At 41.1% G+C, this 14,199-nt stretch carries 14 protein-coding genes; 6 read left to right on the plus strand and 8 right to left on the minus strand.

The genetic code is table 11. The annotated features are described in order from the left end of the window. Nucleotides 1–80: 80 nt before the first annotated feature. Together AC07M6_RS06945 and AC07M6_RS06950 are read left to right on the plus strand one after the other, a co-directional pair. On the plus strand, nucleotides 81–998 hold the full coding sequence (locus AC07M6_RS06945; protein WP_494888264.1) for a tyrosine-type recombinase/integrase: 918 nt from the start codon (nucleotides 81–83) through the stop codon (nucleotides 996–998). Nucleotides 999–1,486: 488 nt separating this feature from the next. Then, nucleotides 1,487–2,218, plus strand: a complete 732-nt coding sequence (locus AC07M6_RS06950) for a class I SAM-dependent methyltransferase (protein ID WP_494888265.1) — start codon at nucleotides 1,487–1,489, stop codon at nucleotides 2,216–2,218. Between the two features lie 12 nt (nucleotides 2,219–2,230). On the opposite strand, the gene AC07M6_RS06955 is transcribed toward AC07M6_RS06950, so the two are convergent. The 8 genes from AC07M6_RS06955 to AC07M6_RS06990 all read right to left on the minus strand — a co-directional run bounded on the left by AC07M6_RS06955 (nucleotide 2,231) and on the right by AC07M6_RS06990 (nucleotide 8,917). Then, entirely contained in the window at nucleotides 2,231–2,845 is a 615-nt protein-coding gene (locus tag AC07M6_RS06955) for a hypothetical protein (protein ID WP_494888266.1), read from the minus strand. A gap of 394 nt (nucleotides 2,846–3,239) precedes the next feature. Beyond that, nucleotides 3,240–3,968, minus strand: coding sequence for a hypothetical protein (locus AC07M6_RS06960; RefSeq protein ID WP_494888267.1), 729 nt, complete (start codon nucleotides 3,966–3,968; stop codon nucleotides 3,240–3,242). Between the two features lie 2 nt (nucleotides 3,969–3,970). Then, nucleotides 3,971–5,560 carry a hypothetical protein gene (locus AC07M6_RS06965; protein WP_494888268.1) on the minus strand — a complete coding sequence of 530 codons (1,590 nt, stop codon included), beginning with the start codon at nucleotides 5,558–5,560 and terminating at the stop codon, nucleotides 3,971–3,973. Next, a complete protein-coding gene (locus AC07M6_RS06970) occupies nucleotides 5,526–6,119 on the minus strand; it encodes a hypothetical protein (RefSeq protein WP_494888269.1) in 594 nt (197 codons plus the stop codon). Before AC07M6_RS06970 ends, AC07M6_RS06965 begins: the two co-directional genes overlap by 35 nt. Further along, entirely contained in the window at nucleotides 6,119–7,045 is a 927-nt protein-coding gene (locus AC07M6_RS06975; protein WP_494888270.1) for a hypothetical protein, read from the minus strand. Before AC07M6_RS06975 ends, AC07M6_RS06970 begins: the two co-directional genes overlap by 1 nt. Nucleotides 7,046–7,051: 6 nt before the next feature. After that, nucleotides 7,052–7,768, minus strand: a complete 717-nt coding sequence (locus tag AC07M6_RS06980) for a Cthe_2314 family HEPN domain-containing protein (protein WP_494888271.1) — start codon at nucleotides 7,766–7,768, stop codon at nucleotides 7,052–7,054. Between the two features lie 55 nt (nucleotides 7,769–7,823). Further along, the gene (locus AC07M6_RS06985) at nucleotides 7,824–8,180 is read right to left on the minus strand and encodes a hypothetical protein (RefSeq protein WP_494888272.1); all 357 of its coding nucleotides are present in this window, start codon (nucleotides 8,178–8,180) and stop codon (nucleotides 7,824–7,826) included. Nucleotides 8,181–8,677: 497 nt separating this feature from the next. Then, nucleotides 8,678–8,917, minus strand: a complete 240-nt coding sequence (locus AC07M6_RS06990) for a hypothetical protein (protein ID WP_494888273.1) — start codon at nucleotides 8,915–8,917, stop codon at nucleotides 8,678–8,680. Between the two features lie 1,334 nt (nucleotides 8,918–10,251). On the opposite strand from AC07M6_RS06990, the gene AC07M6_RS06995 reads away from it, so the two are divergent. The 4 genes from AC07M6_RS06995 to AC07M6_RS07010 all read left to right on the plus strand — a co-directional run bounded on the left by AC07M6_RS06995 (nucleotide 10,252) and on the right by AC07M6_RS07010 (nucleotide 13,872). Beyond that, nucleotides 10,252–11,145, plus strand: a complete 894-nt coding sequence (locus tag AC07M6_RS06995) for a tyrosine-type recombinase/integrase (RefSeq protein WP_494888274.1) — start codon at nucleotides 10,252–10,254, stop codon at nucleotides 11,143–11,145. Between the two features lie 99 nt (nucleotides 11,146–11,244). Then, complete coding sequence (locus tag AC07M6_RS07000; protein WP_494888275.1) at nucleotides 11,245–11,868, plus strand: DNA/RNA non-specific endonuclease; 624 nt, start codon at nucleotides 11,245–11,247, stop codon at nucleotides 11,866–11,868. Nucleotides 11,869–11,954: 86 nt separating this feature from the next. Continuing rightward, complete coding sequence (locus AC07M6_RS07005; RefSeq protein WP_494888276.1) at nucleotides 11,955–13,508, plus strand: hypothetical protein; 1,554 nt, start codon at nucleotides 11,955–11,957, stop codon at nucleotides 13,506–13,508. A gap of 130 nt (nucleotides 13,509–13,638) precedes the next feature. After that, complete coding sequence (locus AC07M6_RS07010) at nucleotides 13,639–13,872, plus strand: helix-turn-helix domain-containing protein (protein WP_494888277.1); 234 nt, start codon at nucleotides 13,639–13,641, stop codon at nucleotides 13,870–13,872. Nucleotides 13,873–14,199: the final 327 nt, after the last annotated feature.

Below are 14,199 nucleotides of genomic sequence, written 5' to 3' on the forward strand. Positions count from 1 at the left end.
AAAATAGGTTGGCTGAATTGTTCGCAGTGCCAATTGAGCCACTCTGATAATTTCCACAAACATGTTCCACACTACAACTGATGAAGGACATACATCTATTATTCAAGGAGTTCATGGTTGAGTGCGAGTATACTCGCAAGCTAAGACCCGAAACAACACGCGGATATAAGGCGGTCTTTTTGCTTTTTCTGAAAGTCATGCCCGAAATAACGGACACCGCCGCACTGACTCCCGACATGCTGAACGAGTTTTTTAGGCGCATTGAAACCAGGCCCCGCCGAGTTGGGAAAAAGATACAATCGGGTGTCAAAAAATCAACGATAAAAACGCAATGGAGCAAGCTCAACGTGTTTTTCGTGTGGCTGTGCAAAAGGGACTACATAGTCGAAAGTCCGCTCAAGCACATCAGGGCACCGCGACCGAACTATGACGACTTCCGCAGGCTTGAAGATAGCCAAATCAACAAGATATACTCCTCGATTGTCCGCTGTTCAGCCAGTCCGCTCGTCACCCGAAGGGACACGGTAATGGTGAGTTTGCTGCTGTTCTGCGGCATACGCAAGGGAGAGTTCATATCGCTGCAGGTGAAGGACATTGACCTGATCAAGAGCGAGATCACCATACGAGCGGAAACTTCCAAGTCAAAAAAGACCCGGGTGCTTGTCATGCACCCCACACTAGGACTTCACCTGAAGGATTATCTCAAAGAGAGAAAGGCGTTAAAGACGGAGTACCTGATTGTCTCCTCCAAAAAAGACGAAGGTTTGACCCGGCACGGCCTCAAGCACTGGGTGAAAAGCCTCATTATCAAGTCGGGCGTCAGGTTCCACCTGCACCAGTTTCGGCACACCTTCGCGTGCAAGCTGTGCGAGGCTAACGTGAACGTTTTCAAGGTTCAGAAGCTCATGGGGCACAATGACATAGCAATGACCATGAGATACGCCCGGTCAATGAGAACCGAGGACATGACCGAAGATATCGGCAAGATAACGATTTGACGAAATCGCTGTGTTGCTTTTTCGATCAGTCTAAATTCTTTATATAAATCACCGAAACTAGTTTATGGGGGCGCATTCCAGCCAGCGTCGAATATCACCTCCCTCTAAAAGGAATGGTTCACACGAATACTTAACGCATATTATGTAAAAGGGAGGAATCTTTGCTAAGGTATAATAGCGATAATAAATAGTTATCCATTGTTGGCTCTTCCCAAATGAAATTAATAAGAATGATCCATGAATTTTTCCAAAACATAGTTTAAAAAATACTGCTTCATTTTTCTACCGGTTCAAGTCACATGACGACATTGGTCAATCACGGAGCAAAATTTGAACCGTTTTGTGGACGAATTGATTGAAATAGGCAGTTTTCAAAAATTCTTTAGAAATAAACTGACTTTCAAAAAAGACTAAATGTTAAACTATCTATTGCCTTAAATTGGATTGAACATTGAGAAATCGTAATTTGACTTTTAAATTTAATGTCCATGGATATTCAGATGCGCCTGTATTGGGAAGCTTACTCCGAAACATACGATACCGAGGATTTAATTAGGGGATTGCATAATCTTTTGAGGGATTATGAAGACGAATTTGTTGATGGAGCCATAGTCGATATAGGTTGTGGTCAGACAACTTTTATCTTCGATTATATCAATACAGATAGAAAGTTAATAGGCATTGATAACGACCAATATCAACTTGACCTACTGAAAAATAGATTAGATGCTCTCCCTGATCATACCGCAACTATTGAATTGCGAAATGGCACGTTGCTTGATGATACATTACCATCAGAAACCTATTCAGTTATTTTTTTAGCAAACATCTTACACTTTTTCGATTTGGCACAATGTCAGGAGATAATAACCCAATTGAAGCTTAATTTGATTTCAGGTTCGTTTATATACGTTTGTGTCCATTCGGAAAAATACTACGCCAATGATCCAACTAACCCAGAAAACAATGAATACTTCAAGCATTATTTTACGTTAACCGATCTGGATAGCATATTCATTCCATTGGGCTTTGAAAAATTGTTATTTTCAGAAAAGGAACGCCTTTTTTCAAAAAAGGAAATGCACACACAAGAGAAATGGCTCGAAAAGTATCTTGACCACTTGAAGATTTTCAATAAGGCTAAACGCCAATCGATTAAAGATGAGGAATTACTAAATCACCCAGAAGCGGATTTAATATGCATTTACAAACTACTTTAGTATCGTTTGAACTTACCCATGAAGCCAAATAACCTTATGGCTAATGGCTTCAAGCAAAATAATTGCATCAAAATTTGATTGCTCAATTTTGGGGAATTGGACGGTTAACAGATCAAATCCCGAGTAACTACTAACGCCGTCAATTACAATCAGGAGCCAACATTTTTTTAAGGATGCTGAAGTGATATAATTATTGAACCTTTTTTCTTTGGCAGCAATTCTCTCCAATATTAAATCTTCAAAGCCGTCTTTAGCGATATAAGTCTCACCAAGGGTGATATCTAAACGAGGTTCTGGATTAGGTATGTAGGAAACTTCACCGATAAATGCGGGTTTCGGCATCACTTCGCCTGTAATTTTTGTACGGATATACTCAGCGATAGAATCGATAACATCGACTTTTTCTTTTTTTGTAAATTGTCTATTTTCAAAATCGCTTGCACCAATAACAGGTTGGTTATAGTCTATGAATATATTTATCGAGCCGTATAAATTGGGATACTTTTGTACTAATCTTTCATGAGCCTTATCGAGAAATTGTTGAACCGTTTTAAGCACGGCCTTAGACTGGGGATTTATAAGACGAGTATGTTCTACTCCGATAACATCGTTATCCTTTTTAACCAAGAAATCAGGATAAATAATGTGTTGATCAGGGTGGAGATTCCGCTCAAACTGACCACCTGATTCCGGTTTAAAGTGACCAGGGTATTCCGGACCAAAGTGACCACCTCATTCCGGATCAAACTGACCACCCCCTTTTTTTGTTTTATGCTTTAGATACCGGCTGTGCTGTTTAAATGCCAGATACCGTTTCCGGAGGAACGAGTTGACCGGAAGCCTCATTATGTATGCGAAGTCGCTCTGGAATGCCTCTATTAAAGCGATAAACGGCCATCACCAGCAGGACATGCCAGGTAACTTACCCAAAGTATTAAGCTTCAAAAAAAATAAAGATGTTATAGCTGGACGAGCACCAGGCTAAATGGAAATTGGTAAATAATTATCTTTGTCTATGCTGCTAAAGCATGAGCTGCATTTCTTTGCCAGCAAATAGGTGGTCAATTTTGCCACGGAATAGGGTGTAACATATCTCCGAAACGCCCACCTTAAACGCCTCATTAAAATTTACTTCACCATTCAAGGTGGCCTTTCCGTTATTCATGGTACCATCCAGCGTTGTTCTGAGTTGCTTGTATAATTCGCTGTTCATGAAAAGATCGCGGGTGTAATTGCCCATATTTTCCATCACATTGAACAACGACATATTGGCGCGGTCAGTGGGAAACAATGCCTCATACAACTTTCGCTGGTCCGGTGGCAACTGATCCAGTTCCGGCCCAGGCTGCGGTACAGGGATATTGCCATATAACGCCTTGATCATGCCTTTCATCATCGTAATTTCCGGCGAATCGTCCGGCCCGACATCAAAAAAGTTCTTTAATGAATCTAACTCTGCGGGATCGTCATCATCATAAACCATGCGCGGTGTTGCCAGGTAGAAACCGGGCACCTTGGTTAAAGGATCGTAAGCCAGGTAATTATCACCGGTATATTTTTTCATAAAATCAAAGTCATCGAATTTATGGTCTGTATGATCTTTTCGCTTATCCCGGATATGTGCGCAGGAGAAATAAAAACTCAACCGGTTACCATAAATGGCCAACAAACGATTTAATTCCTGATAAACTGGTTGCCGGTTTGCTTTCAGGTTACTGTAAATATTGGTATCAAAATATATCCTCGACATGGTTAGTTTGTATTTTTGTTCATCAGCTCATCAAACCATCGGATATCGCCGGTATTAGCACGCTGAGGCATCACACTCAATAGCAGTGGGTAAAGTATAAGGTGCGCTTTGATAGCCTCCGGCAAGTCATTACCCGCACATTCAGCCGCGCTCTCGCTCAGTGTTGTCCAGTTTTCAGTGATCTTGGGGATATACCAAATTTCTTTACCAGTCTCATTTTTCCAGTTGAAAAAATCAGAAGGTGTTGCCAGTTGGAAATTAACAAAACGAAAGTGCGTGATCTGCGGCCAATATTCGATCAAAAAATCCTTTTCTCCATGTCTGGTCAGTAAATGGAGGATAGATTCCAGATAAAATGACTGATATTTGTCAAAAGCTATTTTTCCTTTCTGATTATATATCTCATCCAAACAACTATCCGCATCGTAATACGGCCCGATCAGGCCCTGATCATCTTTACTGGCCAGTAAAACAGCCCCCAAAGCATCTTTCAATACCCCTAATGCGGCCATCATTGAGCCTTCGCCATGTAGATACCAATAGACAGATAGTAAATGCGGGATAGCAGATTCTCCCCAAAGGTCCAGTTGTTTTAGATTGTTCCCTATGAATGCCTTTAAAACGGCATGGTCAAACGGGTGGTTTTGCATTTTACGGTACATGCCTAAATTACTCATCAAACCGATCAGCAACAAACGTTTCGCTGAGTGAAAAAACACATCTTCCATTGGGCTATCACCCATAAAGTCCCGGCGATCCTTAACCTCATCCCAAAGATCCTCCAAAGCGTCAAGTGCTAACTGTTCGCCTACACGATATTCATTTTTAAAATCATTGGTTTTTGATCCCTGCTTTACACTATATCCGAGTAGAGCAGCTAAATAAATCATCCAGCCTTCAAAAACAGCAAAGTGATTATTTTTATTGATATAACCAGAAAGGGCGATAGCAGTCAATAAGGCTGCGCTGTTCACCCGCTCTTTTTGTTTCGCTGAGCCGACCGCCTCATCGGTTAGTACAGATGCAATTAAGTTTGCCAGTTTGCTCTTATTTAAACACCCGTTGCCATCTTCAAGCAAGAACTCCAATAGTGCTTTAAAATCCTTGAGGTCGGCGGGTAGAAAAGCATAGGTGAGCTTTTTGGCCATCGCCTTTAACTCACCATCCACAATGGTCTGCAACTGTAAATGAGCGGTCTGCACATCGGAAGCCCATTGCTGATTTTGGGCATTGATTGCAGCGCTCACCTCTTCCTCCAATCCCCCGTTCGTCACAAAGAAGCTCTTATGCCGACTGCCGGCAGATACAGAAGGATGAATAACCGGTGTATATACCAACTGCATGGACTGACCTAAAATACCCTGTTGCCAGTCCCGCAATTTGATTTTGCTGCTTGGCGCGCCCTTTAATTGATAAGCACATATTTCGCCATCCTTATTTCGTGTAATAATGTCCTTGCCATGCTCCATCCCACAATGCCGTGTCATGTGCAGGATTGTATGTCCCTGATCGATCAGGATATAACAAAAAGGCACCTGAAATGCCTTTTCAGAAGCTTTATCCAACCAGTTTTCTATTACTCTCTCGATCATACCATTCCTGTTTTTTCCTTAGTAGCAAATCCTGAAATAACGCGGCGCATTGAGGATCACGCTGCAACTGTGTCAACGCAATTTTTAATTTGGGTACCATTTCGGGGGCACAATATATCCTTGGTAAATTAGCTTTACCTTCGTCATCGAACGAGATCAGCATTTGCTCATACATCTCCAGGATAACTTCCGGGCCAGGATCACCTTTTCGTTTTGACACGCGCCCGGTACGTTCAGTTACATCAGAAACGGTTTGCACCATCATTCGTCCCTGTTCAAAAGCCATCTGCTTAGCTATCTCGTCCAACATTTGATAAACCCTTGATGGATCTTCGATAAGCTCGTCATGCCCAACGGAAGTTTCCGCATGTACGCGGCTCAATTTCATATCATTTTCAAAATCACTGTCGGCATTGACCGTTTTGCTTCCGGTTCCTTCGTGGATCACCATTACCGGCACATCCTGAAAAGCGCTGTTATGAAACCTCATGCGTTCTTTCAGGAATTTATTCAAATGCTCCCGCAAACCAATGCGTGCCTTACTAAAATCCGGGAGCATCAGGATAACAATTTAAGTTTATGATCAGTGATCGCCTCATAGACGAAAGCGATAGTGGCATTATCCACCAATTTTCCTAAAGCCACATCAAACAGTTTACCTTTTAATAACTGCCCCCAGCTCTTTTTATTAAGTGTTACGTACAATTCCTTCAGTTCCTGTAACTCGTTGTATAAAATTTCATGTCCCAGGTTTGATTTCTTTAACTCTTCATTCACCTGATCGATCTTAGCCGACATCTCTGTATAAGAGTAGCGGATATCATCATAATTTTCAGTGGCGGAGCTTGCGCTTTCTTCCATTATTTGCGCACCCGTCGTTGTTAACCTGATCTGAACCGACGAACCTATACGAGTAATCTGATCTACATAGCCCAAATTTTCCAGTATTTCTGCTATTTCGGCGGCTTCGCCTTTACGCTTCATTATAATCCCATTACCCTCCAAAATATCCAATAAAGGATAATACAGATCATCGTATAATGCGTGTAACTTTTGCAGAATAAACTCCTGTTTTTGCTTGATCGTAAGGTTGGCGCGTACCGATAGATCAATAGTCCCCGGCGCGATCACCGCATCACTCACACTCAAAATACGCTCGAACATAAACAAGGCATCGGTGCGCGTTTGAATTTTGCCTTTCATTAAAAAGATCTGCTGATCTTTAGCAAAAGACTGACCAGGGATATTAAAATTGTTTGCCCCTGCATTATGATAAGCGATCAGGAATTTATTCCTGGGCATGTTAAAGCTACTCTCCAACCACAACCTGATCTGCTGATCCCATTCCTCTATAGCGCTTTCCATAGCTTCAATATCTTCTGCAGTAATAACAGGCATATTTTTTAACGACTTGCCTTCTGCAATAAATACTTCTAGTTCCGTTTTGAACTCGACCCAGGGTTTAACTAATTGTAAATGCTCCATAGAGTATTAAGGATTAATCTGTGATTTAATATCTTCAACAAATTGCGCGATCAGTGCAAACGACCTCTTAATCTCTGCCATTAACTCACTTGATTTGATCGCACCGCCTCGCCCGGCACCGTACATCATACCGCCGTTCTCATAACTGATCGTTGGCCGATGGTCAGCATGGGTGATTAAAAAGCGATGTGCCATTCTGTTACGAAAGTCAGAGGTCAATTTGGTATCGTCCATGAACTGGATAAACTTATCCTTAACCTGCGTGTCCGTTATTTTTTTACAAAAAAGCTCATTGATATAAAGTTTATCCTCTTTCAGGCCCATATCGAAATAAACATTTAATAGCTGGGCTATGGTGTCACGCACGCTCATAAAGAAGTAAAAGTACGTTTCCCCGTAATATCCAAACTGCACCCGGTTGACATAATGCTCATGCTGGTAATCTTCAAGTTCATCCGGTACACCGCGTTCAAAATGCACCAATGCAGTAGTATAAGCATGATTTAAACTACCAAGCCGGTTAGCCAGGCAGTGATCCCACCAATGCAAATGGCTTCTCTTGGCAACATCTTCCATTTTGCCGATGTTATTCCACAATTCTATCAAATCGTGTACATAAGGGAACCCGAATGTTTGAAGCCGAGGCGTATCAGGTTTTATTGCCCGTAATTCATCCCGCGTTGGATAGCGGAACTCTTCGTTTTTAATTGTGATCGACGGCATAAGAGAATTAAAAGAGGGCACCAAAAGGCACCCTCACTATGTAAACAAATGGATATTAAGCCGCTTTACTATCTATGGTCGAAACCTTCAACAATTCTGCTTTTTCAATTTCCTTATCATTCCAAAAAGGTTCGTCCGAACCCCAAAAGAAACGATATAACGGTTTGCCCGACAATTCAGAAGTGGTATCAGTGCCCTTACCGGTCTTAAGAGAAACAAACTCACCTTTTTTTATCGTTTTTGATGGGAAACGATAAAAATGACGGTGTACATTTGATATTTTGCCGCCTTTAGTAAAAGTGCGGTCTACAACAGCGTAGTCTCCAATGTTCACATCTGCTGTTGCTTCCAGGAGGATGTACTCTTTGGTTTCATCCCCATCTTTTTGTAGGTTATTAATTTTTAAACTCATTTTGATTTAAAGTATTTGTTTTATCATCTCTGATATTTTTAAATAATAACACATCGTACCGTTACTCTCGTTGCTGTATTTTTGGCTCCGGGTATGACTAAAATGAGTGCTTGATAAAAAAATTTGTGAATTACATTATTTCATTATCTTCGCCCTGTCTAAGGCTCATTCTTTGTCGTTGGGGTTACCAGCCCCCGAGGCGCATACAATCCGGTATGCTTACCCTCTTATTCATCCAATAGGAATCGTTTACGGTCTTAATTGTTGAACACACAATACCTCACATATCATGCCTCCCTATATCATGGCAGAATTAATTGATGAAGTGGCAGTTAGCATGTTGATGGACACGGCAATTTGGCAGTTAGGCAGACATTGATATGACAAAAAAAAACGAATGAAAGGCCGGTCAAGTGACTTTTTAACATACTGATCTTTGACATCAACCAAATCTGCTGATCTTATCATACCTTCTTTGCCGGTAGTCCACAATTCTATCACTTCTCCAACAAGCCACCCAGTATTTTAGTGTAAACCGCGTTAAAAGGAACTTGCGCGCCAATTCGAAGCTTTTCTCTGACCGCTTTTCGAAATTCATCTTTTTTAGTTTGAAATTCATCGCAGGACAATACGATCTTACTGAGCAGGTTTTTGAGATCAGGTTTGGAGTAATCTGCCATGATCTCGTCAAAAATAGCTTTTGCTATACCTACCGGAAACACTTTTATCCTGTTCATAGATCACTTCGATTTGTGAACCAGCTTTTAATTCGGCGACAACATCGTCATCAGTTTCAATTGAAACAAAATCAATATCTGGGTCAGCAAGCCAAATAAGGTCCTTTCGAACTGATATAAGTATCCCAATGCCTGTCCGGATGCTGATTTACCTAACGCCATACAGTTTTGATTTTATGGCACAGAAAATGATCTACCTTTCCAAAGCGCTTGGAGTCGTGTGTTTTGTAAAAAATAAATATCAATTATTTTTCACTAATTCATCTCAGGCTATTATTACAGATATTACTCTTATCCAAAAACGTTCTAAAACAAAGTATTAGCAAGCTAATGATCGTTAAGTTAAAATTGGCTGAATTCAATCTATGCACTTGCAGAACTAGCGAATAAGCTTTGTAACGGCTTAGTGATGATGTTTTGCTTGTGATAGGCTTATTTCAAAAATACCGGTTGAAATATAATATCCAAATTGAGGGGCTAAAGTGGTTTTTGCTTAGAAATTAAGGGTTTATTTGCGATTCTGACGTATCGGAACCATATGTATTTACATCAATAAATTATATATGTTGAATACTAAAGATTAAATAATAAAATAACAAATTAGGAACTCATAGGTCCCAGCGAGTAGGGAAATCAAATCCCGTAAATCAAACTACATGCAATTCGTTTAATGGCGTCAATTGTTCCACTAAGTGGTTCGAACTATGTCCAGTCTGAGGACGAAAAACATTGCCGCTAACTAGTCAAACCTTCAGAGGCTAGATTCGAACCAGATTTTAACGGAACGGATACTTCGATTTCTAAAACGGTTCGATACCCTAAATTGACGAACAGTACAAACTATCAACAAAGGATAACTGAACATTATCTATTGTAACCAATTAAAGCACATTTAATATCAATGAGTATAACATTTGGCTCTTAAATTATCTTAATATTCATTTTACGCTTTCGGTATTGGTCGGTAAGATTGCAGTCCGTTGATCTCTTGCTTTTTTTACCAAACCGCCCATACTATTAGAGTGATTCGGAATCACGTTACAAGCTAATTTACGGCGCAATAGAGAAGCACTTGCGAACGGGAAAACAGGCCGTCAAAAATCACCCTGCTTTCTTCCGAAATAATCCTTTTAGCCATATGTTTCCTCGCTAAAATGAGCAAACGCCCACGTCATACAGCTCTTAAGGAGACGGTCGTGGGTTCGAATCCCTCTGAGCGCACAATACTTAATAACAAAGGGTTATTTCGGAAAAACAGGCTTTTGGAACGGCCACATCTTTTGGAAAACAGGTTGTCGGCGTAAAGGAAGCTTCAATATTGCCCGCACACACTTATGGATATAGATATCCTCTCGCGAAAGTTTTGCGATTACTCGTCATCCATCCGGGGCTTTTCGGCGCACACGATAAAAAGATACAGAACCTCAATAGGCTTCTTCTGTCGATATGCGGAAATTACAGAACTCGATCAGGTTACCGATGAAAACGTGCGCGCCTTTTTCTACAGAGGAAGAATAGACCGCAGGTGGTCGGTCAATACGTACCTCGTGTACCACAAGTCGCTGCTGGTGTTCTTTCGGTGGTGCATCAAGCAGGGGTATATGGAACGAAACCCCATTATTGACATCGAGATACCCAAAAAAGAAAAGAAACTGCCCCCAAAGCTAACGAAGCAAGACGCGCTGAAACTGTTGGAGCTGGTCTATCACTATCCGTACGGTTACACATTCTTGCGGTATAGAAATCACGCCATATTCGCAACCTTCATCTTTGCGGGGCTGCGAAAGAATGAACTGATAAGCCTGAAATATGCGGATATTGATTTGGACAACCTCACTATTTTCATCCGTCAGGGCAAGGGCAACAAGGACAGGATAATACCCATGAGCTACACTCTGGCCCAAAGCCTAAAGCGGTACGCCCAGGAGCGGAAAAGGCTCAACAAGACCAACCCTGAATTTTTCTCGTCATTGCAGGGAAACATGGGCTTTACGGAGAACGGGCTCAAGAAGCTGGTAGAGCAGATGCGTAAAGCGTTCGGAATAGCCTTTACCGTCCACAAGCTGCGCCACACGTTTGCAACGTTGATGCTGGAGGGAGGGTGCGACATTTTTAGCCTCTCCAAAATGATGGGGCATAGCGACATTAAAACCACCACCATTTACCTGGCGGCGAGCGCGGAGCACCTAAGGGCACAAATGACAAAGCATCCCCTGAATGATGTTTGATGTTCATCACAAGGTCCTGGAAAATACCGTGTTTTAACGGTACCGCAGGTTAAAACCTCGGCTTATCTTTAGTAAATCTTTAATCCCACACCCTTTCGCATGAACACGTTAAAACAACTCTTTGTCGCCCTGGCTCTTTTGGTTAGCGCAGCCGCATTCGCGCAACGGACAGACACGGTGGTAAACATGGGAAACTACAAGTCCTATTTTTCCTATGCCGTCAAAAATCCCCTCTACGTTACCTATACCCTCAGCAAGGGCGGGGGCGACTGTGACCGCTCGCACTTCCACTTTGCCGCCTGCGGCATAAACACCGCCACGGCAACCGACTACGCGCATTCAGGCTATGACGAGGGGCATTTAGCCAATGCAGAAGATTTTGCCTATAACTGTACGCTGGACAAAAACACATTCTGTTTCTTCAACTGTCTGCCGCAAACGGCACGGCTGAACCGCGGCATTTGGAAAGTGTGGGAAACCAAACTGCGGGACTTGTCGCAAAGACAGCCCTTGTTCATCATTGCCGGGGGCATCTACAGCAACAAGCACATTAAGCCCGGCTCTGCCGTTATCGTGCCTGACTACTGCTACAAGATTGTCATCAACCCACGGACAAGGGCGGTCATGTATTGCCTGCTGTTCCCGAATAACAACTCGTCACAAGTCCAACCAATAGACTTAGCTACGCTAAAGCAACGGTTGGGGTATGCGTCAATGCCGTAAAAGTATTTAAGTCCAGCCCATGCATATAGCGAGTTGTTTCAGGAACTGAGTGAATATGTAATTAATTTTCTTAAACCATATTAATCATGGCGTCATTAAAAAAGAAGTGTTTCTTAATAACTATTGTTGTAATTAGCGTTACCACCATACGTTGTTATGGTCAGGCTTTTTCAAAAATTGGCACGGTGAAAAATATACATTACTATTCGGACAAAGACACCACCTTCTACATCAAGAAGCAAACGTATACATTATGTAAGTATGACGATATAACGCCATACATTTATTTCTTGCCGGCAGAGTTTAAGAAGTTTTTAATCAAGCAAAAAGGAAAAAATATCGTGCGTGAATCATTGCGCAAGGAACCTACTGTGATCTTGGATAGCTGTCGTTTCGAGTTAAACCCTGCTTGTTTGAACAGATTTGGTGGAAACTATTATATTTGGTCTGACGGACTAATTATTAAAAACTCGCTATTAAAATATTCCGGGGTATTTAAAAATATTAAAGCGTCTAAATCTATAGCACTCTTAAAAAACGAAATACACGATGACTTAGACTTTCAATTCCTACATGCGGCTATTTCCATTGACAGCAACGAGATTCATACCAAGACGGTAAAAATTAGGAACTCTACTGCTAATGTTACACTATACGGTAACAATCCCAAAACAGGAATCCATTTAAAGACATTAAATACAGACCTTCAACTAAGCAATTTTGATGGCAATGCATCACGGGATACGGTAAACCTAATTAAAATCAAATCTCTGCAACGAAATCTGCACGTTTCGTCCTATGGCGGTAAAATCGGAGATATCTCATTATTTAACACTGGGCATTCAAGAAACAATTATGAATTTTTGGATGCGCAATTTCAAAAACTGGGAATATATAGATTTATATCAGATCGCCCATCACGAACCCGGCTGTTTTTTAGCGGTTGTAAATTTGAAAACGAAACCGAAATAGAAACAGCTAATTTAGACACCTTAATATTTTTTCGCTGTGAAATAGATAGCAATGTTTATTTAAGAACAGACTCTCTGAGAAAGCCCCTAACACTCGTTTTTCATAAAACCGACATTAACGGCTTAAATTTCGAGCTCTATGAAAATATGGTTTTGGGGTTTGAACACGACACTAATGAAGATCAAAAAAATCAGATATATGCAACCTTGTTAGAAAAATTTAAAAAAGAAGGAAAGGAAAACAGTTATAAGAATGTGGACATCTTATACAAGGAATTCAAATACGATCAATCGGGAATACTGGGAAAAATAGTTAGCTACGTAGACCGAGCATGGTGGAATTATGGATATGATAAAAAAAGAATTATTTACATAACCGCTTTTGCCCTCCTATTCTTTTACTTCCTGAACATGCTCCTGGGCGATGTATTACTCAAATTTTACCCGATTTTTAAAGGTGACCATACATCAGCCATATCACCGGTTCGCAAGGCGTTGAATTACGGAGTGGTTATATTTGTGTTGACAATTTATATTTTCTTTTCCTTGAGAGTTGAACTGGCTAAGATAGATTCCCGCCGAACCCGCCTGATGTTGTACTTTTTCATCCAGTATTTTTTTGGACTGATTTGCCTGCTCTTTCTGTTTGGTGCGATATTGAAATTTTAATTATTTGCAATATTGTTTATCCCCACAACTGGTTCTTTAGAACTTCTTGATCATTCTTATACTATACTCGCCGCATTGATACTGTATGAGGGTGGAACCAGGAACCAAACCTATTCCCAATAGACTAAGAATGCACCGCAAAACAATGCGGCTAAAGCAACGCCAGGTGGCAAAACTGCTCGGCTTGCATGATACGAAGTATCTCTCCCTATGGGAGAAAGGACTTGCCATGCCTAACGCTCGCAACCTCATCAAGCTAAGTATCATCTACCGCACTTTCCCCAACGAATTGTATTATGAGTTATACGTAGAACTCAAAGCGGAACTGACAGCATTGGAACTGCACCAATTCGCAAACCAATAACCACAATACAAACAAGAGCAAGCACTGTTGCGGTCTTTCTCTGTGTCCTTTATCTAACGGACACAGAGAAAATATCATTTTTAAAATGATATTTAGTCAATAAGCTTCCCAAAAAAATAAAACGACGAACGATGATAATTATTAAGTAATCTCAACGAGTTAACAACATATATGTATAGTCCTATCGAAATACAATTAGCAAATGAAATTGCTGAACGTTTAAACGACCCACATTCTGTAACGCAATATTTAAAATACGCCAAGCAGTATCCTCACAAAATATTGCGCGAGAAGTTAGAATACGTGTGCTCATTGCCGGAAAGAAAA

The sequence above is a fragment of the Mucilaginibacter sp. GW821-FHT07H05 genome (assembly GCF_059418485.1).